Annotated in this window: 20 protein-coding genes; 12 read left to right on the top strand and 8 right to left on the bottom strand. The window is 70.8% G+C overall.

Going from position 1 to position 23,244, the window contains the following annotated elements; translation table 11 throughout:
• Window positions 1-23 precede the first annotated feature (23 nt).
• The 3 genes from LXT21_RS40970 to LXT21_RS40960 all read left to right on the top strand — a co-directional run bounded on the left by LXT21_RS40970 (window position 24) and on the right by LXT21_RS40960 (window position 4,144).
• Window positions 24-971, top strand: coding sequence for a c-type cytochrome (locus LXT21_RS40970; RefSeq protein ID WP_254043700.1), 948 nt, complete (start codon window positions 24-26; stop codon window positions 969-971).
• Window positions 972-1,069: 98 nt separating this feature from the next.
• A complete protein-coding gene (locus LXT21_RS40965) occupies window positions 1,070-2,983 on the top strand; it encodes a hypothetical protein (RefSeq protein ID WP_254043699.1) in 1,914 nt (637 codons plus the stop codon).
• Between the two features lie 18 nt (window positions 2,984-3,001).
• Window positions 3,002-4,144, top strand: coding sequence for a hypothetical protein (locus LXT21_RS40960; protein WP_254043698.1), 1,143 nt, complete (start codon window positions 3,002-3,004; stop codon window positions 4,142-4,144).
• A 132-nt stretch (window positions 4,145-4,276) separates the two neighbouring features.
• Here LXT21_RS40960 and LXT21_RS40955 read toward each other — a convergent pair whose 3' ends face one another.
• Window positions 4,277-5,557, bottom strand: coding sequence for a TldD/PmbA family protein (locus LXT21_RS40955; RefSeq protein ID WP_254043697.1), 1,281 nt, complete (start codon window positions 5,555-5,557; stop codon window positions 4,277-4,279).
• A gap of 476 nt (window positions 5,558-6,033) precedes the next feature.
• Here LXT21_RS40955 and LXT21_RS40950 point away from each other — a divergent pair, with 476 nt between their 5' ends.
• Entirely contained in the window at window positions 6,034-7,362 is a 1,329-nt protein-coding gene (locus tag LXT21_RS40950) for a metallopeptidase TldD-related protein (RefSeq protein WP_254043696.1), read from the top strand.
• A 4-nt stretch (window positions 7,363-7,366) separates the two neighbouring features.
• Here the strand turns inward: LXT21_RS40950 and LXT21_RS40945 are convergent, their stop codons facing one another.
• Window positions 7,367-8,734, bottom strand: a complete 1,368-nt coding sequence (locus LXT21_RS40945) for a cupin-like domain-containing protein (protein WP_254043695.1) — start codon at window positions 8,732-8,734, stop codon at window positions 7,367-7,369.
• 94 nt (window positions 8,735-8,828) lie between these two features.
• Between LXT21_RS40945 and LXT21_RS40940 the strand changes: the two genes are divergently transcribed.
• Together LXT21_RS40940 and LXT21_RS40935 are read left to right on the top strand one after the other, a co-directional pair.
• Window positions 8,829-9,713, top strand: coding sequence for a pirin family protein (locus LXT21_RS40940; RefSeq protein WP_254043694.1), 885 nt, complete (start codon window positions 8,829-8,831; stop codon window positions 9,711-9,713).
• 90 nt (window positions 9,714-9,803) lie between these two features.
• On the top strand, window positions 9,804-10,448 hold the full coding sequence (locus LXT21_RS40935; protein ID WP_254043693.1) for a hypothetical protein: 645 nt from the start codon (window positions 9,804-9,806) through the stop codon (window positions 10,446-10,448).
• Between the two features lie 22 nt (window positions 10,449-10,470).
• Here the strand turns inward: LXT21_RS40935 and LXT21_RS40930 are convergent, their stop codons facing one another.
• The 4 genes from LXT21_RS40930 to pdxR form a co-directional block, all read right to left on the bottom strand.
• Window positions 10,471-11,688, bottom strand: coding sequence for a 50S ribosomal protein L11 methyltransferase (locus LXT21_RS40930; protein ID WP_254043692.1), 1,218 nt, complete (start codon window positions 11,686-11,688; stop codon window positions 10,471-10,473).
• Window positions 11,689-11,775: 87 nt separating this feature from the next.
• Complete coding sequence (locus LXT21_RS40925) at window positions 11,776-12,204, bottom strand: 2TM domain-containing protein (protein ID WP_254043691.1); 429 nt, start codon at window positions 12,202-12,204, stop codon at window positions 11,776-11,778.
• A gap of 70 nt (window positions 12,205-12,274) precedes the next feature.
• Window positions 12,275-12,751 (bottom strand): carboxymuconolactone decarboxylase family protein, encoded by a 477-nt coding sequence (locus tag LXT21_RS40920; protein ID WP_254043690.1) that lies wholly within the window; start codon window positions 12,749-12,751, stop codon window positions 12,275-12,277.
• A gap of 150 nt (window positions 12,752-12,901) precedes the next feature.
• The gene (gene pdxR / locus LXT21_RS40915; RefSeq protein WP_254043689.1) at window positions 12,902-14,443 is read right to left on the bottom strand and encodes a MocR-like pyridoxine biosynthesis transcription factor PdxR; all 1,542 of its coding nucleotides are present in this window, start codon (window positions 14,441-14,443) and stop codon (window positions 12,902-12,904) included.
• Window positions 14,444-14,602: 159 nt separating this feature from the next.
• Here pdxR and LXT21_RS45725 point away from each other — a divergent pair, with 159 nt between their 5' ends.
• From LXT21_RS45725 to LXT21_RS40890, 6 genes are all read left to right on the top strand, one after another.
• Complete coding sequence (locus LXT21_RS45725; protein ID WP_407667097.1) at window positions 14,603-14,875, top strand: TetR/AcrR family transcriptional regulator; 273 nt, start codon at window positions 14,603-14,605, stop codon at window positions 14,873-14,875.
• Between the two features lie 324 nt (window positions 14,876-15,199).
• Window positions 15,200-15,406, top strand: coding sequence for a cold-shock protein (locus LXT21_RS40910; protein ID WP_254043688.1), 207 nt, complete (start codon window positions 15,200-15,202; stop codon window positions 15,404-15,406).
• 74 nt (window positions 15,407-15,480) lie between these two features.
• Window positions 15,481-15,663 (top strand): hypothetical protein, encoded by a 183-nt coding sequence (locus tag LXT21_RS40905; protein WP_254043687.1) that lies wholly within the window; start codon window positions 15,481-15,483, stop codon window positions 15,661-15,663.
• Window positions 15,664-15,875: 212 nt separating this feature from the next.
• On the top strand, window positions 15,876-16,082 hold the full coding sequence (locus tag LXT21_RS40900; protein WP_254043686.1) for a cold-shock protein: 207 nt from the start codon (window positions 15,876-15,878) through the stop codon (window positions 16,080-16,082).
• Window positions 16,083-16,171: 89 nt separating this feature from the next.
• Window positions 16,172-17,047 carry an ABC transporter ATP-binding protein gene (locus tag LXT21_RS40895; RefSeq protein WP_254043685.1) on the top strand — a complete coding sequence of 292 codons (876 nt, stop codon included), beginning with the start codon at window positions 16,172-16,174 and terminating at the stop codon, window positions 17,045-17,047.
• An 11-nt stretch (window positions 17,048-17,058) separates the two neighbouring features.
• Window positions 17,059-20,652 carry an ABC transporter permease/M1 family aminopeptidase gene (locus tag LXT21_RS40890; RefSeq protein WP_254043684.1) on the top strand — a complete coding sequence of 1,198 codons (3,594 nt, stop codon included), beginning with the start codon at window positions 17,059-17,061 and terminating at the stop codon, window positions 20,650-20,652.
• 66 nt (window positions 20,653-20,718) lie between these two features.
• Here the strand turns inward: LXT21_RS40890 and LXT21_RS40885 are convergent, their stop codons facing one another.
• Window positions 20,719-22,395 (bottom strand): long-chain fatty acid--CoA ligase, encoded by a 1,677-nt coding sequence (locus LXT21_RS40885; RefSeq protein WP_254043683.1) that lies wholly within the window; start codon window positions 22,393-22,395, stop codon window positions 20,719-20,721.
• A gap of 149 nt (window positions 22,396-22,544) precedes the next feature.
• A complete protein-coding gene (locus tag LXT21_RS40880; RefSeq protein ID WP_254043682.1) occupies window positions 22,545-23,189 on the bottom strand; it encodes a helix-turn-helix transcriptional regulator in 645 nt (214 codons plus the stop codon).
• Window positions 23,190-23,244 lie beyond the last annotated feature (55 nt).

Genomic DNA, 23,244 nt, shown 5'->3' with positions numbered 1-23,244 from the left:
GAAGCTGGGAGAGGTGTGTGTCCATGGTGGCGCTGCTCGTCGCCGTGAGCGGCTGTCGTGAGAAGGACGCGGCCCCCAAGCCGCCACCGCCCGCCGCCGCCGAGGCGAAGCCCGCCGCGCCTGCCGCACCCAAGCCCGTGTCCGCCGAGGCCGCGCTCGTGGAGCGGGGCCGCTACCTGGGTGAGTCGGTGCTCGGCTGCGTGGACTGTCACACCCAGCGAGACACGGGCCGCTTCGGTGGGCCCTTGTCGGGGCCGGTCCTGGCGGGCGCGTGCTTCGGCCCGGAGTGGGACCTCCCCGGCACGCTGTGCGCGCCCAACATCACCTCCGACGCGGAGCACGGCGTGGGCAAGTGGACCGACGCCCAGCTGCTGCGCACCCTGCGCGAGGGCTACGGCCAGGCAGATCGCACGCTGTTTCCGATGATGCCGTACATGGAGTGGCGCGCCACCCTGTCCGACGGTGACGCCAAGGCCGTCGTCGCGTGGCTGCGCACCGTGCCCGCCGTGGCCCGCGCCACGCCTCCTTCCAAGCTCGCGCCCGAGGTGCTCGCGGACATCCAGGACCTGGCGGGCCCGCTGCCCGGACCGGTGGCCGAGCCCGCCCAGGACGACGTGTCCCGGGGCCGCTACCTGGCCACCATCGCCCAGTGCGCCTTCTGCCACTCGAGCGCGGACGAGGAGCCGAAGCCCTTCGCCGGAGGCCGCGCCGCCCCCACGCCCCTGGGCGAGGAGCCCGTGCCGTCGCTGCTCCCCGATGGGCCCATCCTCAAGGGCCTGAGCGAGGACGCCTTCATCGCCCGCTTCACCGCCTTCAAGGACCTGGCCCCGGCGCCCAGCAAGAAGGGCCAGGTCAACAAGCTGTCCATGCCCTGGCGCGCGTTCGCCTCCATGAAGGAAGACGACCTTCGCGCCGTGTACCGCTTCCTCAAGACGCAGGGCGCGGCAACGCAGCGCGCCAGAGGCCCGTGAATTGGCGCGGCGCTTTCTGAGAAAGTAGGATACACGCCTTGCCCTCCGCTGACCGTCACCGTGCCCTGCGCTGGTGAGCCGCGCTGGACTCGAATCTCATGACCCTGTCCTTCAAGAAGTGCGTCCTGATGCTCCCGGTGCTGGCGGTTGCCTCGGGATGCAACCTGCTCGACACGTCCGACGTGGAAGGCACGCGCGGCCGTGGTGCGCGAGCGTTCGACCCGTACTCGAGCTCCGCCTCCGGGGCCATCTCGCTGTCCCTGCTCTGGTTCAAGGGCTGCGCCATCCTCCCCACGGGCGAGCCCGTGACGAAGGGCGACCTGAACCTGCCGGACTACGGCGCCACCTGCTACAACATGAACAACGGCTACCCCTCGGAGCAGAGTCCCTTCGAGCCGATGGAGCCCTTCGCCCGGATGGTCGTCACGCCCGGTGAGCTGTACTTCCTTCGCGAGTTCTCCGCGATGGACGTGGCGCTGGCGCGCTTCGAGGACCCCAATGACAGGCGCACGCCCGCGGCCTGGATGCGGATGGAGTCGCTCTTCAAGGACCTGGACTGGTCCGGCCTGTCCTCGGGACGTGATGGGTGGAAGCGCCTGCAGCCGAAGACGTTCATGCGCGAGACGTTCTACGAGAACGCCGCGTGGATGCTGGCCACGGACGACACGTTCCTCCTGGAGGTGCTGGACGCGGACGGCAACGTGCGCACCGGCATCACGTACTCGCGCCGGGACTTCCTCGCGGAGAGCACCGTCACGGGTCGCACCCGCGCCAGCTTCGCGGTGACGGGCCTGCAGCGCCCGCTGTTCCCCGGAGACCCGACGCCGCGCCGGGCGGAGGGCTACGACGCGCTCGAGTTCGCCACGGCGGTGAAGGTGTCGCTCGCCAACTCCACCAACCCGTTCAAGTCCTTCACCATGCCGGACCTGCGGGGCGAGGGCGTCATCCGCATCACCTGGAGCCAGCTGCCGCTCAAGCCCTTCCTGTTCCCCGTCATCTTCCAGCCCTCCTCGGAGCGTCTCGCCACCTGCTACCAACTGGGGCCGGACGGGCTGGCCACGGACGTGCCCGCGCCGTGCGGCTTCGGCCTCAAGCAGCAGGTGCGCGTGGCCCGCCCCGCCAACGGCAACTTCTTCAACGCCGGTGAGACGGTGGACTTCGTGGTGTCGCTGCAGGACGGCGACGGCCACGGTCTGCACCCGCGCGACTCCATGCCGTCGTACTTCGACTACATGGGGGAGGGCTCCAACGGCCTGGCCTACTTCAACGAGCAGATGCTGCTGACGTGGCGTGACAGCAGCGCGTCCGAGTCCGGCTTCAAGGTCGTGGGGCCGCTGCAGAACCTGAAGGTGGTCAACGGGGACTACGTGCCCACGGACTACTTCGCCTATCCGGCCGCGAGCGAGCCGCAGTTCTACGTGCCGCCGGACATCATGGCCGTCGCCGGTGGCATGGCGGTGCGTCCGACGACGCGCTACGCGGTGCCGCTGCCCCCGGACGCCAAGCCCGGCACCTACGCCATCCTGCTCAAGGGGCACCGCAACTTCGAGGGTGAGCGGCTCAACCGGTTGGACCCGTTCTTCTTCCAGGTGGGCCAGGCCGCGCCGACCTCGTACCCGGGCCGCATCGGCAACTGCCAGGTGTGCCACAACGGCGTCGGCTCGCTGAGCAACGTGCACCACGGCGTCTCGGTGGACCACGTGGAGACGTGCAAGGTGTGTCACCACGACGACGTGGTGGGGCACGTGTCGGACTTCATCCACCGGCTGCACATCGCGTCGCCCAAGTACGCGCAGAACAAGGGTGACTGCACCCTGTGCCACCTGACGCGCGAGAGCACGCTGCGCCCGAGCATGAACGCGTGCGCGGGCTGCCACCCGGGCACACACGGCACCGAGTACTTCGACTTGCAGTTCCAGGAGCTCAACTCTCCCCCCAACGCCTTTGGCAACTGCGCCAACGCCTGCCACGTGACGACGGCTCCCGCCGAGCACGTGCTGCCGGCGCGCTGAGCCCTTCCGAGGACCGCGATGAAGCTCCGCTCCCTTGCCTCCAGCTTCCTGCTCTTCGCCGCCGCCGGTGGGTGTTCCAGCTCCGACGCGCCCGTGAACATCCCGCCGGACACCGCGCCCGTCGTCGACCTGCCGGCGCGCGCGACGAACATCTCCGGCGTGCTCTACGACCCGGAGGCGTTCCTCGTCGCCTTCATGACGCTGCCCGAGGAGGACGCCGAGGGGGCGCTGCCCGGCCTCTTCAACGGGCCGTATACAATCCTCTCCTCCATCATGGGCGGGCAGGTGTCGCTGTCGTCGCCGGAGGGCGGAGCCGCGCTCGTGTCGGCGCCTTCGGACTTCCTCGGCAGCTGGGGTGTGGTGGGCGCGCCCTCAGGGGAGACGACGACGTATCTCGCGTCGGCGACGCCTCCCGAGGAGGCCGTGGAGCCGAACCCCGACTTCCCCGTCCCGTTGCCGCCGGCGACGTACTTCCCCACGACGTACGTGCGGCCCATCCTGGCGAGCGTCACGCAGTGCTACGGCCAGGCCGCGGTGCTCGTGGGCAACACGGGCGCGCTGGACGCGGTGGCGCAGGCGATGACGGAGGCGGGCACGCCGACGACGCCCGCGGACCTGGTGGACCCGACGAAGACGGGCGGTGTCGCGCTCCTGTGGGTGCACGACATGAGCTTCCTGGCGGATTTGTTCCAGACGCCGGTGTCCAGCATCGCGGAGGTGTCCGCGGGGCGGCTCTTCGCGCTCGACTGGGCTCCGCCGGAGGAGGCGCTGCCGGGGCAGTCGCCGATGGGCTTCATGGTGCTGCCCGGCTCGGAGAGCATGCTGGGTTACTTCGCGCTGGTGCTGCCGCCCAACGCGACCGAGCCGGTGACGGTGAACCTGGTCGACACGTTCGTCCCGGAGCCGGAGCCGGACCCCGAGGCGCCGCCCCGGCCGTACCTGATTCCGCCGGTCATCGTGGAGCCGCGTCCGGGTGAGGTGAGCGTGTACCGGGCCTTCGGGCAGATTCCGATGCCGCCGGGCGAGGAGCCGCCGCCGGGCGGTGGGCTCGAGGACCCGCCGCCGCCGTCCCCGGAGCCCACGTGGACCTGCTACGTCCCGCCTCCGCCGGTGGAGTTGCCGGAGGCGCCCATCGACCCCGAAGGTCCGCCGGCGGGGTAGCGACGAGGCCCGCGAGACTCGGCAGGATTCATCCGGGGTGCGCGCCAGTCCTCGCGAACATTCCCTCCGAGGCCGCGTGTCTTCGGCCGGCTGAGAGGGCTCGTGGCGGCATGTTTCGCCTCGAGCCAATGCTCAGGCGCCGGGGCGCACGTGCAGCTCGCGGAAGCGGACCGAGGGCTGGCCGAAGGACACAGGGAGCGGGCCATGGTCCAGCTTGCGGCACCCGCGCGTGGCGAAGAGGTTGCGCGCGTCGGAGCCCACCGCGTCGATATGCGCCAGCGCTGTCAGTCCGTTGCCGAAGAGGACGCCCGGTCCCACCCGGGGGCCCGCGAGCCCGTCGCGCACCAGGCGCGCCTCGACGATGTAGAAGCTGAAGTCCCCCGACAGGAGGTTCATGTGCCGCGGCGTGAGGTGCTGCACGAGCAGCCCGTGGCCCATGTCCGCGAGGAGTGACGCCAGGTCGCCCTCATGCGGCTCCACGCGCGTGTGCGCCATGCGCGGAAGTGGCGGATGACGGAAATCCACGCGCCGGCCATGGCCGTTGGGCTCGAGGCCGAGTGCACGCGCGCTGCGCGCATCCAACATGGGTGAGGTGACGATGCCTCCACGCAGGAGGGGCACCGCGCGCGCTGCGTGTCCCTCGTCATCCCAGGTGAAGCCGAGTGCTCCCTGCGCATCCGTGGGGTCGTCGGACACGTGGACGAACGGCTCGGCCACGCGCTGTCCCATTCTGCGCGCGAGGAAGGAGCCGCCGCGCGCGACGACATCGCCCTCCAGCGGATGGCCGCAGACCTCATGGAAGAAGCACCCGGAGGCCGCGCCCGGAGGGAAGAGCACGGGCAGCGCTTCGTCGGGGCACGGCACCGCGGGAGTCGTCTCCCGGAGCTCGCGCACCAGCGTCTCCACCCATGCCTCCAGCGAGGGCAGTGCGGCATGGAGGCGCGTGGCATCGGGATGTGTCACGCAGCGCCAGGCGTCGAACCGTGGCCCTCCCGCCTCGCCATGGAACGCCTTCACTTCCAGCAGGGCATGGCGCGTGTGTTCCTCCACCCTCCGCTCGGGCTGCGCGTGGAGCGTCCAGCGGTCCACTTCGCGCAGCGTCACCTCGAGATGGAGCGCGCCGGCCGCGCGAGCGACGTCCACGAGCCTGCGCACCACGTCCTCGCGGAGCGAGGCACCCTCCACGAGTCTGGAGGAGTCGGAGAGGGGCGCGCGTGCCCGCTCGAGGACTTCGGACGGAAGGAGTCCCGGAGCAGGTGCGTCACGAGACAGCTCCGTCCACGTGTACTCGCCGTGGCTCGGAGGGCCTTTGCGGACACAGACGCCACGCTCGAAGCTCGCGGGCTGCACCCGGGTCCCGGAGCGCAGATGGAGCACGTCGGAGACTTCGCGCCGCTCCACGAACCAATCCAAGACGAGGGCTCCTTGTGTCAGCGTCGGGGGGCGCGCGAGGGGACGCGTCCTCCGGGTTGTATCACGCCGTGCGGTGCCTCGCCGAGGCCGCGACAGGCTTCAGGCGCCGTGCCTTCGTCCCGAACACGTCGAGCGTGCCCCCAGACCGACGGATTCCAATGAGTGCCCGCCAGGCCGTGTCGACAGGGTTCGTCGCATCGGGCCGAGGAGCGAGACGGCCCCAGGAAGAGCCCCTGGGGCATGTTCGTGGGCTCATGGTGGGAGCCGGTCTCGGCCGATGGCGCGCTTCACGGTGCGCGGGTCATCGGGTCGTCGAAGACCGCGACGACCTTCGCGTGGGCTTCCGTGATGCACCTGTCTCGGTCTCGCCGGTTGATTCATGATGGGCATCCGCCCTCCCGTGCCGACGGTGGGCAGGTCATCAAGCCGAGGGCCTGTGATGGACAGGTCCCGAGCGATGCGTGCCAGGAGTCCGCATGTCGGAGCATGACGAGGACGTGGGGTTGGAAGAGGCCTGGCCTGGCCTGGCGCGGGAATCGATGGAGCGTCTGGGGCGCGAGCGTGGATGGCGGGGCGTGGAGCTCTACATGCTGTCGCACGAGAACCTGACGCTGGACTACGAGGTCGCCTCGGGGACCTTCTCCAGCAGCGCGGGTGGCGGGTTCACTGTCTCGGCCCGGGTCTGGACCGACGAGCGCGTGGGCACCGCCATCGAGTCCGTTCACAGCAAGCAGACCCTGGAGAAGGTGTTGCTGGCCGCGGAGGAGAAGGCACGCACCGGGACTCCCGGAGCCTTCCCCACATCCTCGCTCGCGAGCACGCCCCTCCCCACGAACGCGTGGCGCGCGGCGGCCGACTTCTCGCGTGCCCACCTGTGCGCGGAGCGCATCGTGAAGGACGTCCTGCCTCCCGGCGTCGTCGTGCAGGCGCTGGTCGTGAAGCAGGAGTGCACGGGCTCCCTGCTCCTGCGAAGTGACGGCGTCGAGGTGTTCCGGCGGGCCGAACAGGAAGCCGCGTTCCTGCGCTGCGAGACCTCGCGCGGCGCCGTGGTGGATGCCGTGCCTCTTCCCCCCGGAGCCGCGAAAGGGCGAAGCGACCTCGAGCCCATCCGCGCCCGACTGGCCGATGCCGTGGCCGCGCTCGAGGGTCCCGCGAAGAAAGCGGACCGCTCGCTCCCGCTCGTGCTGCGGCCCCTGGTCGCGGCGCCGCTCGTCGCGGGACTCGCGTGGCTGCTCAGAGGTGACATCGCCACCGCGACGCCCGCGCTCGTGCGCGCCGTGGGCCGCAAGCTCTTCCCCTCCATCCTGACCGTGGAGGACGACCCGATGAATCCACGCGGCATCCAGCGCCGCCAGCTCGACGACGAAGGACGGCCCACCCGCGTCCTGCGCCTCGTCGACGAGGGGCGGCTCGTGGGCTTCCTCCACTCGGAAGAAACAGCCGCGCGCCTCGGCGTCGAACCCGGAGGCCGAGGGCTCCGAGACCTCGTGCACCCCGCGACGCCCACGGCCCTCAACCTCTGCATCCTCCCGCGCGAGGACACGCTGCCCGCCGACTACACGGAGCTGGTGGCGCGCGTGGAGAACTTCTCCACCATGCCCACGCCCGGCACCGTGTCGCTCATCGCGGGAGGCTGGGAGGTCCGCGACGGTCGTCGCGTGCACCGCGTGGAGCCGCTGGAGCTGGAGCTGCCCGTGCTGGAGACGTTCCGCTCCCTGCGCGGCGTGGGCTCGGACCTGGCCTTCTTCCCCTCGGCGGAGGGCTGCGGCACGCCCACTTTGATGCTGCCTCCGCCGGGAGGCTGAGCCTTCAGCGTCGACGCGCGGGCTCGTGGCGCCACACCGCGCGCCACCGCGCCAGCTCATCCAGCAGCGAGCGCACCCCCGCGCGAGGAAACGCACGCGGCGGCAGTCGCCGGAAGAAGTCCTCCTCCAACGTCCCCACGCAGAGGGGCTTGCCGGAGCTCAACACCTCCGCCAGCGCCTCGAGACGTCTGCGCGCCACCGGCGAAGGACGCAGCGTCCGCGAATATCCATTGGCCGCCACCACGAGCTGTCCACCCTCCAGCGGCACCGTGACGATGGGACGCGCGCAGCTGCCCACCACCGTGTCCTCCCGCGTGAGCGGAGCGAGCCCCCGCGCCTCCGGAGGAGGCCCATCCAGCGCGCCGTTGGTGAGGAAGCGCACCCAGCCCTCGGTGAGCGTGTTGCGCGCCGCGCGCAATCCCTGTCCGCGCCCCTGCTTGCCGAGCGCGTCGCGCACCGACTTCGGCAGCGCCCAATCCCCGACCTGGGGCAGCTCCCCGTGCGGCAGACGCTGAGGCCACGGCTGCTCGGGCGCGCGGTCCAGGAACATGGGCGCGCGGAAGTTGAAGCCCAGCGAGGCGGCGATGGTGAGGCCCTCGCTCGGCTCGGAGCGGTGCCAGTACGACGACGGCCAGTACATGATGTCGCCCGCGCCCGCTTCCAGGAAGCTCGCCTGGGCCATCACCTGACGCGTGTCCTCCGCGTCGCGCAGCACCACGCCATGCGGCCGGTCCTTCAACCCGGGGTCCGCGTGCGGCGCCACCTCCGGCCGGGAGCGCATCGCCTCCAGCGGCCAGAAGCTCATCCGCCGACGTCCCCGGATGACGAAGTAGAAGACGTGCAGGTCGTCCTTGTGGATGCCGAAGGGCGTGTGCCGGTAGTTGCCCAGGAACAGCGCGGAGTCCGCGCCCCCCAGCGGCACACCCAGCGCGCCGTGGACGCCGGACAGGAAGGTGCGCATCTGGAGCCAGTGACTCCAGTGGTGGCTCTGCGTGTTGCTCAGCACCAGCCCGAACCTGCGGCCGTGGAGCAGGTGCTCCATCCGCCGCGCGTACCCGTCGACGTCACCGTCTTGCGCGAGGGGCAGGTAGCGCGACAGCGCCACGGCCGCGAAGACCTCCGGCGGCCCCTCCGCGGTGGCCTCGTTCTCCACATAGAAGCGCACCGGCAGCATCACCTCGCCCTGGCGGTAGCGCGTGCCCACGTCCACCAGCGCCTCGAAGATTTCGGCCGGCGACGGGAAGTGGCGGGGGAACAGGCCCGGGAAGAGGGTGGGTCCCACATCCCAGTGCTCGCGGGCGAAGCGCCTCCAGAAGGCCTTGGGCAGGGCGAGGGACGGTTCGACCGGGAGTGCGGCGGAGGCTCGTGCCATGGGTCCGGGGGGATGCGCGAGGAGAAGGGTGGGTGATACTAGCATCCGGCATCCGGGCTCCACGACACGGGGCGTCCGGCGAGGAGAATCGAGCATGGGGACGGAGTCATCGTTGGCGGCGCGCGTGGACACTTCGGTGGAGCGCGGCGTCGCGGCCCTGTGGACCGCGAAGCCGACGGAGCTGGTGGGCGACTCGCGGGTGCTGCGCGCCCTGCCCAGGGTGGAGCTGCGGCGCGTGGGCCCCTTCGTCTTCTGCGACCACTTCGGCCCCGCCCCCGCCGTGCCGGGCACCATGTCCGTGCCGCCCCATCCCCACGTGGGCCTGCAGACGGTGACGTACCTCTTCTCCGGCGCCATCCGTCACCGCGACTCGGTGGGCTCCGTGCAGGACATCCACCCGGGGGACGTGAACTGGATGACCGCCGGGCGCGGCATCGTCCACGCCGAGGACGTGGACTCGGGGCCCGGCGCCGCTCCGCTGCACGGCCTGCAGACCTGGGTCGCCCTGCCGCGCGAGCACCGCCACACCGCGCCCTCCTTCGAGCACGTCCCCGCCGCGAAGCTGCCCCTCGTCGAGCACGAGTGCGCCCGGGTGCGCGTGCTCGCCGGACGCCTGGGGGACGCCGTGTCCCCCGTGCCCTCCTTCCATCCCCTGACGTACCTGGACGTGGAGCTGGAGCCGGGCGCCTCGGTGTCACTGCCCGTGGAGCCCTCGCACGCGCTCGCGCTCTACGTGGCGGAGGGGGAGGTGGCCGTGGGTGGGACGACGGTGGCGCGGGGTGTGCTGGCGCACCTGGAGGACGGCGGCGCCACGCTGACGTTGCACTCGGTGCAGGGTGGCCGGGCGGTGGTGCTGGGCGGTGAGCCCCTGCCGGACCCGCTGGTCATCTGGTGGAACTTCGTGGTGGACAGCGTGGCGGAGGGCCGCGCGCGGCTGGCGGACTGGGAGGCTGGACGCTTCCCGCCGCTCGCCCCCTGAGCCTCCGGGGTGACAGGCCCTCGTACCCGAGGGCTTGCTTCCCGCCACACGAATCCGGTGCATGCTGCGCGCGCACTCGGGAGGACATGGATGTCGGGTCAGTCGTTGGCGATGAAGCTCTTGGAGGGCGCTCGGGAGTGGGCGAAGCGCCTGCCGTCCCCGCTCTCCGGAGACGTCGCGGTGGACATGGGCGGCAAGCGGCTGCGGCTGTCCCACGTGCGCGTGGAGACGGTGGTGCGCCAGCTGCTCGTCAAGGCGAAGAACGTGGAGCTGCGCCACTGGGAGGCCCGCCCGGAGCTCTATGACATCCGCCTGTCCGTGAAGGGCTGGAAGCTGCGCGTGGAGACGACGCTGGAGCGCGTGGAGTTCGCCTCGGGGCGCTACCGGCTGTGGCTGCGCACGCCCGGCCGCGTCGAGCTGGAGGAGTCACGCGGCGCCTCGTCCCTGGTGATGGGCCTGTTGCGCGCGGGGGCCGGCCGCTCCGCGCTGCGCGCCCTGGCGGAGCGCCTGTTGCCGCCGGGCTTCCGCTGGGATGGACAGGTGCTCCAGGTGGAGGGGCGCCTGCCTCCGGAGGGCGTGCTGTCCGCGAAGCTCTTCGAGAACGCGTCGCTGGCCATGAGCGTGGAGCACGTCGAGGAGGGCCTGTGGCTGGGCGCGGAGGCGTGGCCCGGCCTGGTCGACCTGCTCCAGGCGGTGTTCGGCACGGAGCTGCCGCGCACGCCCCCGGGGACCTGAGTCCCCAGGGCGCGGGTGTCACTCAGGCGAGCTCGACCTTGAAGCGGTGGCCGTGGGAGCGCTGGAGGCTCGCGCGAATCCGCACCCGGTCCCCGGCCTTCACCTGCACCCGCTCCTTGAACTCCTTCACCAGGAAGCCCCAGCACGTCGCGGGCGCGGTGGGGGAGGTCGACAGGACGGTGTGCTCGTCCATGTGCGCGCGGAAGTAGAGCGCCACGCCGCCCAGCGTGCCGGGCGCGTTCGCCTCGAGCACGGACTCGACGGGCGCCTCGTTCATCACCTCCGTCAAGTCCTGGTCGAGCCTCACGTCCCGCAGCACGCAGGGCCGGGTGAGCAGCGTCTGCGGCGGTCCTGCCGGCACGTTCATCCCGCCCAGGTCGAAGTTCGGTCCGGCCACGTCGTACGCCTCGCGCAGGCGCGCGAGCACGGGGCGGAAGGACAGGCCGTAGAAGTCGTCCAGGTTCTCCGCCTCGCGCAGCATGCGCTGCCCGGAGCTCACCGGCTCGGCCATCTGGACGCCGACGCACATCGCCTCGATGCGATGCGGAATCAACCGGCCTCCGGGCGCGAGCAACCGCCGGGTCGCGTCCTGCATCGCGGGCAGCAGGTTCTCCCCGAACGGGTCCACGTTGAGCAGCTCATGGACAATCACATTCGCGCGCTCGGGTAGCTCCACATCCCGGCTGTTGCCGTGGAAGAGGGTGATGCGGTCCGCGACGCCGTTCTCGGCGTACATCTCCAGCGCCACCTCCGCGATGGCGGACTCGTCGATGGCATAGACATGCCGGGCCCCCGCCTTCGCGGCGAGAATCGCGAGCAGCCCCGTCCCCGTGCCGATGTCCAGGACGACCTGGTCCCTGGCGTGCCGGAACAGCGCCGAGCGGTATGCGTGCACCCGGACCGTGTCGTAGAGCATCCGGTGGTGCTCGGTGATGTCCGCCCAGCCTCCGGGCCCCATCAGGTAGCGCGAGCTGTCCACGGCCGCGCCCTTCACCGGCACCACGAGCGAGTGCTCGACGAGGGTGTCGAGCGCCTCGGTGAGCTGCTCGCGCGAGAAGGCGCTCGGCCTCGACAGCAGCGCCTCCTTCGGGAGCGCGGCCTGCAGCGAGCCCACCAGCCACCACTGCGCGGGGGAGAGCGTCAACGGCGGCTGGGACATGGACCCGATGGCGGTCATCTGCCCCTGCGCGTTCATCATCAACAGGATGGACTGAGATACCCGGAGCTGCTCGTTCGACACGGGGGCCTCGCTCGGTTTCAACCCAATTCTGGGAAAGCGAGGCTGAGTCTGCCTTATCCCGAGGCCAATCCCACGCACATTCGCGCGCTATTCATCCTCCGGGACGTTGAGGGCGCGTCTGGCCATGCCCATCGTCACGCCCATCGTGTGGAACGCCAGGCCGATGCCCCAGCCCAGCGCGGGCCAGACCACGAACCAGGTGGGGCCCGAGAGGATGTCGATGAGGGTGAGCGCGCCGATGACGATGGTGTAGCTGATGCCGTGGGTGGCGAGGCCCAGCAAATCCTTGCGCAGCTTCTGGCGATCTCCGTCCTTCTTCCCGCGGGAGGCCAGCGCGGCCTCCACGGACGCCTCGCTCAAGCCCATCTCGCGCGCCATGGCGAGCACCTCCTCGCGCGTGAGCTTCCGCTCGTGGGCGCGGCTCTTGAGGGCGTGGGTGCTCGCCTCGCGGATGAGGTCCGCGGCCTCTGCTTCGGTGAAGTGGGTGGGAGGCGCCTGGGTTCGTGTCTCGGCCATGGCCCGGGGACGTTAGTGCGTCACCCAGGCCCACGTCGATATGGGGCCTGCGCGCCCGACGACCCCGGGCTCAGCCCGCCTTCTGCGCGGACTTCGGCGCCTGGTACGTGCCGGGCAGCGTGCGGGCGGAGATGGCCAGGCGGTTCCAGGCGTTGATGGTGGCCACCGCGCCGGTGAGGTCCGCCAGCTCCTTGTCCGTGAAGTGTGGCTTCACCGCCTGGTACACGGCGTTGGACACGTGGCCCTCCTTCAGGTTCGTCACGGCCTCCGTCCAGGCGAAGGCCGCGCGCTCGCGCTCGGTGTAGTAGGGGCTCTCCTCCCACGCGTCCAGCCCGTACAGCCGCTGCTCCGACTCGCCGATGGCGCGCAAATCCTTCCAGTGCATGTCGATGCAGTAGGCGCACCCGTTGAGCTGCGAGGCGCGCAGCTTGATGAGGTGCAGCAGGCCCGCCTCCAGGCCGCACTGGTGCAGGTACTTCTCCAGCCCCAACATCGCGGTGTAGATGCCCGGGGCGAGCTTCGCGACTTCGAAACGCTGCGCTTCCATGGTGCTTCCTCCGTGGCCTCAGGGACCTGGTGTCCCTTCGTCGATGGGCGTGAAGTAACCGGGCGGCTCGCCCGGCGCGAGGGCCACTCGCGCACCCGTCGATGGGGCCACTTCGCGCGGCCGTCACGGGCCCCGAGTGGCCCCACGCCTTCAGCGCAGGGCCCGCGCGAGCAGGCGGACCCCTTCTTCAATCTGCGCCTCGGGCACGCAGGAATAGCCGAGCATCAGCGCCCCGGGCCCCCGCGACGCGACGCGGAAGGCGGACAGGGGCTGCGACATCACCCCGGCCTCGATGCCCCGCGCCGCGGCCGCCACGTCGTCCTCGCCCTCCGGCAGCCAGCCCACCAGGTGCATGCCCGTGTGCAGGGGCTCGAGCCGCAGCCGTCCGGCGAGCTCGCGCCGGGCCGCCTCCAGCAGCGCCTGCTGCCGGCTCCCGTACAGCACGCGCATGCGGCGCACGTGGCGGCTGAAGTGGCCCTCGTTGAGGAAGTCCGCGAGCACCGCCTGCTCCACCACGGGCGTGTGGGTGTCGACGAACCGCCGCGCCGCGCAGAAGGCCTGCACCAGCGGCTCCGGGACGACGAGGTAGCCCACCCGCAGCGCCGGGGACACCACCTTGCTGAACGTGCCGATGTAGATGACGCGCGCGTCCGGCGACAGCCCCTGCAGCGCGGGCAGGGGCCGGCCCTCGTAGCGGAACTCGCTGTCGTAGTCGTCCTCCACGATCCACGCATCCGAGCGCGCCGCCCACGCCAGCAGCGCCTTGCGCCGCGCCTCGCTCATCGCCACGCCCAGGGGGAACTGATGCGCGGGCGTGACGATGGCCAGCCGCGCGTCCGGCGAAAGCCGCGTGCCCGCCTCCACGTCCAGCCCCTCGTCGTCCACCGGCACGGGCACCAGCGTGGCGCCCGCGGCCACGAGCGCCCCCCGGCTGGCGAAGTAGCCCGGGTCCTCCACCCACGCGGCGTCACCGGGGTCCAGCAGCACCTGCGCCGCCAGGCTCATCGCCTGCTGCGCCCCGTTGACGATGATGACCTGCTCCGGCACGCACCTCACCCCGCGCGAGGTGGCCAGGTAGTCCGCGACGGCGCGGCGCAGCGGCGGGTGGCCTCCGGGGTCCGCGCGCTTGAGCAAATCCCCCCACGAGCGCCGCCAGCGCGTGTTCAGCAGCCGGCCCCACAAGTCGCTCGGGAAGGCATCCACCGCGGGGGTGCCCATGCGGAAGGCCAGGCGACTGTCGGGGATGCCCGGCGCGCTGAGGCGCACGTCCGGCAGCCCGGCCACCGCGCTGCCCCGGCGGGAGATGCCCGGCGTGTGCTGGGCCACGGGCGCCTCCTGTCTGGCGCGCCGGGAGGACTGCAGCCGCTCCGGCAGCTCGCTGGCCACGTACGTGCCCGAGCCCAGGTGGCCGCGCAGATAGCCCTCCGACAGGAGCCGCGAGTACGCGTTGAGCACGGTGTTTCGCGACACGTCCACCTGCTCCGCCAGCGCCCGCGTGGAGAGCAGCCGCGTGCCCGGCCCCAGCCGCCCCGAGACGATGGCCGAGCGCAGCGCCTCCACCAACTGCGTCTGGAGCGAAGCGCCCGTGGAGCCGTCCAGCACCACCGACGTGGCCGCCATCACCGGAGGCCGCTTGCGCGCGCGCCCCCGGGCCGGCCTGCCACCGCGCGGTGCGGGCTTCGCGGACGTCATCGCGCCCGCTCCCACTTGGCGCTGGAGCCCGGAGCCATCCTCTCCCAGGGGAATTCACCGGGGTGATGTCCTGAATCACGAGCCATCACTGTTGGAAACGGGCGCAAGCGGGCTAGGTGGGGGGCGTAGCGCCCATCCAACGAGGCAAGGGGGAGCGTCATGTTCGGGGTGCCCTGGTTCCACTTCATCGTCGCGCCGCCGCGCGCCAGAATCGAGGGAATGCGTGAGCGCCTCCTCCACGCTGCGGAGGGCCTGCTGCGCGAGGAGGGCCCCCAGGCTTTGACGCTGGAGGCCGTGGCCCGTCGCGCCTTCGCGGGCCGAGGTGCACCGCGCTACCACTTCGGCGGTCGACAGGGGCTGCTGGAGGCATTGGCCGCCCGTCAACACCCTCGCGTCCGAGGCCGACGTCGAGTCCCGCACACTGGACGTTGAGGGCCCTGTCGACCCCTCGTCACTTCGAGGGCGGACCCGGCGTTTCGCCTGCCTGCCTGGATGCTTCGTCCAAGCGTCCCACATGTCGCGTCCGGGGGCGCGCCTTACCTTCCGAGATGCGGCGGACCGGAGGGGCGACCATTAAGCTGAAACGAGAATTGTTCGGGGAGCCCGTGCGTTCATCCGCGCGAAGTTGGGGTCGGTTGGTTTTTTCGAGGTCACCCGGGAGATGACAGGGGCCTCCTATCAGGCTAAGGGCAGTTCCGCTCCCCAGGTTCGGGGGGTAGGGCGGCCTTGGATGCCGCGAGAAGAAAGAAGACGCATATGGCGACTGGTTCCGTGAAGTGGTTCAACGACGCGAAGGGCTTTGGCTTCATCGCGCAGGATAATGGCGGCCCTGACGTGTTCTGCCACCACACCGCAATCGTTGCGGACGGGTTCCGGACCCTGGCCGAGGGTCAGAAGGTGGAGTTCGATGTTGCGAAGGGCCCCAAGGGGCTCCAGGCGTCCAACGTTCGCCCGATCGGCTGAGCGCGTCGCCTGAGTAACCCGTGGCCCGGTCTCCTCGCGAGGGGCCGGGCCTTTACTTTCAGGAGGGAGGCGGCATGCAAGGAAGATCGACGAAGCGCCAGAAGGAGCAGGCGCGCAAGCAGCACCAGCAGGAGAAGGGCGTCAAGCGCGAGGAGCGCAAGAAGGCGAAGGCCGAGAAGGGACCCCGCCAGCCTGGCGACGTGGACCCCGACATCGCGGACATCGTCCCGGGGCCGCAGCCGCAAGTGGAGTACTGAGTCGTGTTCTCCCCATCGAGGCCCACCACGCGTCTTCGTGGTGGGCCTTGTCGTGTCTGGCGCTGAGCCGTCCCCGGGGCAATCGCTCACTGGTGGATGATCGCGTCCTTCCCTCGTCGACACATCCTCTGAGTGTGGGCTACGCGTCCACTGCCATGCCACGTTCCAGGCATGCGGCGACGTCCAACGTCGCGACAGGGAGGATGTCGAGTATGGCGACGGGTACCGTGAAGTGGTTCAACGACTCGAAGGGCTTTGGCTTCATCGCGCAGGACGATGGGGGCGCCGACGTGTTCTGCCACCACACCGCCATCATCGCGGATGGGCACCGCTCCCTGCGGGACGGGCAGAAGGTGGAGTTCGTCGTGAAACAGGGGCCCAAGGGGCTCCAGGCGGAGAACGTCCGCCCGCTGGACTGAGCGCGCCGCCAACTGCCCGCGGCCGTGCAATCGCACGTGGGGTGGGAGCGTAGGTGGGAGGTCTCCCCCAACGCTTCCTTGGGCGCCCCATGCTGCGAATCTCCGCGGTCTCCAAGTCGTACCCCAACGGCGTCCAGGCCCTGCGCGGCATCGACCTGGACATCGGCCGGGGGCTGTTCGGTCTGCTCGGACCCAACGGCGCCGGCAAGTCCTCGCTGATGCGCATCCTCGCGACGCTCCAGGCCCCCGATGCGGGGCAGGTGACGTTCGACGGGTTGGATGTGCTCGCCCACCCGGAGGCGCACCGCCGTCACCTGGGCTACCTGCCCCAGGACTTCGGCGTGTACCCGGGCGTGAGCGCCGTGGAGCTGTTGGACCACCTGGGCCTGCTCAAGGGCCTGACGCACGCGAAGGCGCGCCGTGAGCAGGTGGACGCGCTGCTGCACCTGACGAACCTGCACGCCCACCGCAAGAAGGCCGTCAGCGGCTTCTCCGGCGGCATGCGGCAGCGCTTCGGCATCGCCCAGGCGCTGCTGGGCAGCCCGCGGCTGCTCATCGTGGACGAGCCCACCGCGGGCCTGGACCCGGAGGAGCGCCAGCGCTTCCACAACCTGTTGGGCGAGGTGGGGGAGAACGTCGTGGTGCTGCTCTCCACGCACATCGTCGAGGACGTGCGCCAGCTGTGTCCGCGCATGGCCATCCTGTCCGAGGGGCAGGTGCTGTGCGAGGGCGCGCCCGAGGCGCTGGTGGCGTCCCTGGAGGGGCGCGTGTGGCGCAAGACGGTGGAGAAGGCGGCGGTGGAGCGCTACCGCGCGGACTTCCCGGTGCTGTCCACGCAGCTGAGGGCCGGGCGCACGCGCGTGCACGTGCTGGCGGACGCGCGGCCGGAGGAGGGCTTCGAGCCGGTGGCCCCGGATCTCGAGGACGTCTACTTCTCCACCCTGTCCGCGCGTCGCGCGGCGTGAGGGGCGCGGGCATGCTCGGCGGAATCCTCCACTTCGAGTGGCGCCACCAGACGCGCCAGGCGGTCTTCTTCGCGGCGGCGGCCGTCTTCGTCGCGCTCGCGTTCCTCTTCGTCTCCACCGGCTACGGCGGTGACAACCTCCACGTCAACTCGCCGCACAGCGTGGCGCAGTCCTTGGGGTTGTTGTCGCTGACGTCGCTCTTCGTGCTGGGCCTCTTCTGCGCGAACACCGTGCAGCGCGACGCCGAGCACGGCATGACGGAGCTCATCTACACCACGTCCGTGCGCAAGCGGGACTACCTGCTCGGCCGGTTCCTGGGCGCGACGCTGGCGACGCTCGCGGTGTTCGGCGTGGCGACGCTCGCGCTGATGGTGGCGCCCTTCCTGGTGCCGCTCGCGCCGGAGCGGGTGGGGCCCTTGGGCGTGGGCCGCTACGTTTGGGCGCTCGTCGTGTTGGTGCTGCCCAACATCGTCTTCGCCGCGTCGCTGCTGTTCGCCGTCTCCGCGCTGACGCGCAGCACGTTGGCCACGTACGTGGGCGGCATCCTCGTCTACGCGCTGTATGTGGTGGGCGCCATGTGGGCGGACTCGCCGCTGATGGCGGGGACGTCGCCCCAGACGCCGGAGGCCCTGGCGCGCGCCGCGCTGTGGGACCCGTTCGGCCTGTCCGCGTTCCTCGAGCAGACGCGCTACTGGACGGAGGCCGAGCGCAACACCCGCGCCTTCGCGCTGGAGGGCCACCTGCTGTGGAACCGGCTGTTGTGGCTGGGCGTCGCGGCGTGCGTGCTGGGGTGGGTGCACGCGCGCTTCTCCTTTCGCGACTCCGCGGTGAAGCGCCGGCCCGACGCGCGCCTGGAAGAGGTCTCCGGTGGGCCGCCGTCCGCGTACCGGCCCGTCGAGGTGGGCGCGGCGTCGACGTGGGCGGCGCTCGTGTCCGCGACGCGGCTGGAGCTGCGGCACGTGCTCAAGAGCTGGCCGTTCCTGGCGCTGCTGGTGCTGTGGCTCTTCATCGTCTGCATGGAAATCGTGACGGGCGCGGGGCGGGGGGAGTACGGCACCCGCCGCATCCCCACCACGGGCCGGGTGGTGGAGCACCTCTGGTCGCCCCTGTCGCAGCTGGGCACGCTGGTGCTCATCTACTTTGGCGCGGAGCTGGCGTGGCGCGAGCGCATGGCGCGCTTCGACGCGCTGCTCGACGCGACGCCCGTGTCGAGCGCGGTGTTCGTCGTCTCCAAGCTGCTGGCGCTCGGGGCCCTGGTGGGCGTGCTGACGGGCGCGCCCATCCTGCTGGGCATGGGCTTCCAGCTCTCGCGCGGCGTGACGGCGCTGGAGCCGGGGCTGTACCTGTCGTCGTTCTACTTCGCGGGGCTGCCGCTGGTGCTCTTCGCGGTGGCGGTGCTGTTCCTCCAGACGCTGAGCCCGCATCGGTATGTCGGCATGGTGCTCAGCCTGGCCCTGGCCATCGTCTCGAGCCAGGGCGCGGGCTGGGGGCTGGAGCATCCGCTGACGCGCTTCGGCGCGGCGCCCGGCGTGGTGCACACGGACCTCAACGGGCTGGGGCCCATGGCGGGCTCCTTCACCGCCTTCATGGCGTACTGGAGCGCCTTCGCGGGGGGGCTGGTGCTCGTCACCTGGGGGCTGTGGCGACGCGGCCTGGGGTTCTCGTTGGCGGCGCGCCTGCGGGCGCTGCCGGCGCGGTGGGGGAGGGGCGGGTGGCTCGCGGCCAGCGTCGCGGGGGCCGTGCTGCTGCTGGTGGGCGGCGTCATCCTGCACGACACGGTGCTGCGGGGGACGTACGCGTCGCGCGCGGCCTCACGCGACTGGAAGGAGGCGTACGAGCGCACGTACAAGGTGCAGCAGGCGCTCCCGGTGCCGAGCATCACCGCGGTGACGGCGAAGGTGGACCTCTTCCCCCGGGAAGCGCGCTACCGCGTCACCGGCGGCTACCGGCTGGAGAACCGCACCCAGGAGCCCATCGACACGCTGTGGGTCGCGGTGCCCCGGTCCGCGCGGCCCGTGTCGCTGGCGCTGCGCGGCGCGGAGCAGGTGTCCCATGACGAGCGCTTCGGCATGGTCCGCTTCGCGCTGTCCCCCGCGCTGCCCCCGGGCGGGGTGTCCGAGCTGTCGTTCGACGTCACCCGCGAGGAGCAGGGTGTTCGGGCGACGGACTTCGAGCTGGCGGTGGTGGAGAACGGCACCTTCCTGCGCAACACGGAGGTGTTCCCCTCGCTGGGCTACCGCCGCACGTACGAGCTGGGCAACGCCGCCGAGCGTCGCGCGCGGGGCCTGCCGGAGCAGCCGAGGCTGCCGCGCCTGGACGAGCGCGGCACCGTCCCCCTGCCCGTGGACCAGGGCTGGCACACGCTGGACCTCACCGTGTCCACCGAAGAGGACCAGACGGCGATTGCGCCGGGCACGCTGCGACGCGAGTGGCGCGAGGCGGGACGCCGCTTCTTCCACTTCGTGGAGGCGCGGCCGATGACGCCGATGTTCGCCATCGTCTCCGCGCGCTACGCGGTGGAGCGGACGCGGCACCAGGGCGTGGACGTGGAGGTGTATTACCACCCGTCGCACCCCTACAACGTGAAGGCCATCCAGGCGGCGATGACACGCTCGCTGGACGACTTCGGCGCGCGCTTCCAGCGCTATCCGGACGCGCAGCTGCGCGTGGTGGAGATTCCGTCGTACTGGGACTTCGGCGCGCTGGCGATGCGGCAGGTCATCTACTTCGTGGAGGACCGGGGCTTTCTCACCGACATGGGGCGCGAGGACGGCGCGGTGGACCTGGTGACGCGGCGCACGGCGCACGAGGTCGCCCACCAGTGGTGGGGACACCTGCTGGACCCGGCCCCCGTCGAGGGCGCGACGATGCTGGTGGAGTCCCTGACGAAGTACGCCGAGCAGCGGGTGCTGGCGGGGCAGCACGGTGAGCGTTCGCTGTTGCCCGTGCTCGCGTACGACCGGGACCGCTACCTCTCCGGCCGGGGCGAGGACGCGGAGGCCGAGCCGCCGCTCTACAAGGGCGCGGGGCAGTCCTACCTCTACTACGGCAAGGGCGCGCTGGTGATGAACGCGCTCCGGGACTTGCTGGGCGAGGCGAAGCTGGACGCGGCGCTGCGCCAGTTGCTGGCCTCGCAGACGCGGGAGAACACGCTGACGACGCTGGACCTGCTGGCCGCGCTGTCCGCGCAGGCGTCCGCCGAGCAGCGCGTGCTCATCGACCAGTGGATGAAGCAGGTCGTCCTCTACGACTTGAAGGTGGAGTCGGCCTCGGTGGAGGCGCTGGAGGACGGGCGCTTCCGGGTGACGGCGCGCGTGGCCACCGCCAAGCACGCCCAGCGCGGGGGCGAGGACGTGCCGCTGCCCATGGACGAGGTGCTCGAGTTCGCCATCTACCGCGGCTCGCCGCGCGACGGCGCCGCGGAGGACGTGCCGCTGCGCGTGGAGCGCCACCGCTTCCAGGGCCCGTCCACGCAAGTGTCCTTCATCGTGGAGGAGCGCCCCGCGTACGTGGGCGTGGACCCGGGCTTCCTGCGCATCGAGCGGGAGCGCGGGGACAACTTCCGGAAGCTGACGCCCCACGTTCAGGCGTCAGCGTCCCGTTAGCGCTCCGCTCCGGCGGCCAGGGCCAGCATTGCCCGGGCCGCCGTGACGCGTGGAGCGCCGTTCGAATCAGGCGACCTTCTTCTCGCGCAGCTCGCGGCGGAGGATCTTGCCGACGTTCGTCTTCGGCAGCTCCGTGCGGAACTCGATGTGCTTGGGCCGCTTGTAGCCGGTGAGCTGCTCACGGCAGAAGTCCATGACCTGCGCCTCGGTGAGCGACGGGTCCTTCTTCACGATGAAGAGCTTCACCACCTCGCCCGAGTGCTCGTCGGGGATGCCCACCGCGGCCACCTCCAACACGCCGGGGTGCATGGCCACCACACCCTCGACCTCGTTGGGGTACACGTTGAAGCCGGACACCAGAATCATGTCCTTCTTGCGGTCGACGATGCGGGTGTGGCCGCGCTCGTCCATGATGCCGATGTCGCCCGAGCGGAAGAAGCCGTCCGGGAACATCACCTTCGCCGTCTCGTCCGGGCGGTTCCAGTAGCCCGCCATCACCTGCGGACCGCGGATGCAGATTTCGCCCGACTCGCCCATCGGAACGTCCTTGCCGTCCTCGTCGCGGATGGCGATTTCGGTGCCCGGCACCGGCAGGCCGATGGTGCCCGAGTACTCCGTGGCCACGGGCGTGTTGCTCGTGGCGACCGGGGACGTCTCCGACAGGCCGTAGCCCTCGATGAGCGGCACGCGCGTGAGCGCGAACCACTTGTCCGCCACCGCCTTCTGCACCGCCATGCCGCCACCGTTGGAGACCATCAGGTGGGAGAAGTCCAGCTTGGCGAACTCGGGGTGGTTGACCAGCGCGTTGTACAGCGTGTTGACGGCCGGCAGGATGTGGAAGGGCTGCTCCGACAGCGTCTTGATGAACGCCGGGATGTCGCGCGGGTTGGGGATGAGGATGTTCATCGCGCCCATGCGGATGCCCATCAGCCCGCACACGGTGAGCGCGAAGATGTGATACATCGGCAGCGCGCAGACGATGTTGACCTGGTCGATGTTGCGACCCTTGGTCGCCGGCTGCAGCCACGCCTCCACCTGCAGCAGGTTGGCGATGACGTTGCGGTGCAGCAGCATGGCGCCCTTCGACACGCCCGTCGTTCCACCCGTGTACTGGAGGAAGGCGATGTCGTCGCGCGTCGTGGCGGCCGGCGTCAGCGTGCGCGAGCCACCCTCGGACAGCACCTGCTTGAAGCTGACCGCGCGCGGCAGCTCGTACGCGGGCACCATCTTCTTGACCTTGCGCACCACGAAGTTGACCAGCGTGCCCTTCAGGCCGCCGAGCAAATCACCCATCGTCGCGACCACGACGTGGCGCACCGGCGTCTTGTCCAGCACCGCCTGCAGCGTGGTGGCGAAGTTCTCCAGGATGAAGATGGCCTGGGCTCCGCTGTCCTTGAGCTGGTACTCCAGCTCGCGCGGCGTGTAGAGCGGGTTGACGTTCACCACGATGTAGCCCGCGCGCAGGATCGCGGCGATACACACCGGATACTGCAACACGTTGGGCATCATGATGGCGATGGTCGCCCCACGCTCCAGCCCTCGCGACTGCAGCCACGCGCCCACGCGCCGCGACAGCGCATCCAGCTCGCGGTAGGTGATGACCTTGCCCATGCATTTGAAGGCCGGCTTGTCCGCGTACTTCGTGAAGGCCTCTTCCAGCAGGTGCGTCAGCGTCGGGTACTGACGGTCATCGATCTCCGCCGGAACTCCAGGCGGATAGTGCTTCAACCAGGGCTTCTCCATCGGCTCGCCTCCAAGGCGCGTGTCGTGGGTGGGTTGGGTTGGGGGACGCGGATGGTATCCCGATTGCGCTCCTGTTCGACCCTTCACGTCACGGATGTTCGTTGTCTGCCTTTGATGCGGTGCGGCATGACGCGCGGCGCGCGGGGAATTCAGGGCTCGAAGGCGCGCAGCACCTCGGCGTGGACGATTCGGTCCAGCCGGAAGGGGCGTCGCTCGCCGCTCTGGACGTCCTGGGTGTCCAGGCGTGTCTCATGTCGGTCCATCACGACGGAGCGGATGCGCACCTCGCGCGTGGTCTCCAGGTAGTTGCCGTCCACGTACGTCAGGCGCAACGGCTGCTGCTCGAACCAGGCGCGCTCGATGGCCGCTCGCACGGCGGGCTTGCTCGGCAGCGACGGCACGCCCAGGAAGCTCAGCTCCTTGAGCCGGTCGAGCAGCTCGCGCTGCGCGGACGTGGAGAGCGCGGCGCGCACCTTGTCCAACGCCGAATCAAGCGTGCCCGCGAAGGGCATCAGCCGCATGTCGATGGCGAAGCGCCCCAGCGCCACCAGCAGCGCGGCCTCGCGCGCGGTGAAGTTCACCGGCGGCAGGCTGTAGCTGCGGTCCAACGCGTAGCCACCGCCGCGTCCCCGCTCCGCGGCCACCGGCATTGACGCGGCGCGCAACGTGTCGAGGTCGCGGTAGATGGTGCGGATGGTGACGCCGAAGCGCTCGGCGAGCGTCTCGGCGGTGACGCCGGTGCGGCGGCCCCGGAGGTACTCGGCGAGTGCGAAGAGTCGCTCGGTGCGTTGCATGGCGAGGGTTTCCTGACATACCGCTGACACCCGGGAGCGGCAAGCTGTGGGGCAT

The organism is Myxococcus guangdongensis, assembly GCF_024198255.1.
Classification (GTDB): domain Bacteria; phylum Myxococcota; class Myxococcia; order Myxococcales; family Myxococcaceae; genus Myxococcus; species Myxococcus guangdongensis.
This window is presented reverse-complemented; position numbering and strand designations above follow the sequence as displayed.

Bases quoted from the DNA above. Each gene is read 5' to 3' on its own strand.
- LXT21_RS40905 (WP_254043687.1), top strand. From the start codon at position 15,481: ATGCAAGGAAGATCGACGAAGCGCCAGAAGGAGCAGGCGCGCAAGCAG.
- LXT21_RS40920 (WP_254043690.1), bottom strand. From the start codon at position 12,751: ATGGAAGCGCAGCGTTTCGAAGTCGCGAAGCTCGCCCCGGGCATCTAC.
- LXT21_RS40960 (WP_254043698.1), top strand. From the start codon at position 3,002: ATGAAGCTCCGCTCCCTTGCCTCCAGCTTCCTGCTCTTCGCCGCCGCC.
- LXT21_RS40950 (WP_254043696.1), top strand. From the start codon at position 6,034: ATGTCGGAGCATGACGAGGACGTGGGGTTGGAAGAGGCCTGGCCTGGC.
- LXT21_RS40945 (WP_254043695.1), bottom strand. From the start codon at position 8,734: ATGGCACGAGCCTCCGCCGCACTCCCGGTCGAACCGTCCCTCGCCCTG.
- LXT21_RS40890 (WP_254043684.1), top strand. From the start codon at position 17,059: ATGCTCGGCGGAATCCTCCACTTCGAGTGGCGCCACCAGACGCGCCAG.
- LXT21_RS40940 (WP_254043694.1), top strand. From the start codon at position 8,829: ATGGGGACGGAGTCATCGTTGGCGGCGCGCGTGGACACTTCGGTGGAG.
- LXT21_RS40970 (WP_254043700.1), top strand. From the start codon at position 24: ATGGTGGCGCTGCTCGTCGCCGTGAGCGGCTGTCGTGAGAAGGACGCG.
- LXT21_RS40925 (WP_254043691.1), bottom strand. From the start codon at position 12,204: ATGGCCGAGACACGAACCCAGGCGCCTCCCACCCACTTCACCGAAGCA.
- LXT21_RS40965 (WP_254043699.1), top strand. From the start codon at position 1,070: ATGACCCTGTCCTTCAAGAAGTGCGTCCTGATGCTCCCGGTGCTGGCG.
- LXT21_RS40895 (WP_254043685.1), top strand. From the start codon at position 16,172: ATGCTGCGAATCTCCGCGGTCTCCAAGTCGTACCCCAACGGCGTCCAG.
- LXT21_RS40900 (WP_254043686.1), top strand. From the start codon at position 15,876: ATGGCGACGGGTACCGTGAAGTGGTTCAACGACTCGAAGGGCTTTGGC.
- pdxR (WP_254043689.1), bottom strand. From the start codon at position 14,443: ATGACGTCCGCGAAGCCCGCACCGCGCGGTGGCAGGCCGGCCCGGGGG.
- LXT21_RS45725 (WP_407667097.1), top strand. From the start codon at position 14,603: ATGTTCGGGGTGCCCTGGTTCCACTTCATCGTCGCGCCGCCGCGCGCC.
- LXT21_RS40910 (WP_254043688.1), top strand. From the start codon at position 15,200: ATGGCGACTGGTTCCGTGAAGTGGTTCAACGACGCGAAGGGCTTTGGC.
- LXT21_RS40880 (WP_254043682.1), bottom strand. From the start codon at position 23,189: ATGCAACGCACCGAGCGACTCTTCGCACTCGCCGAGTACCTCCGGGGC.
- LXT21_RS40885 (WP_254043683.1), bottom strand. From the start codon at position 22,395: ATGGAGAAGCCCTGGTTGAAGCACTATCCGCCTGGAGTTCCGGCGGAG.
- LXT21_RS40935 (WP_254043693.1), top strand. From the start codon at position 9,804: ATGTCGGGTCAGTCGTTGGCGATGAAGCTCTTGGAGGGCGCTCGGGAG.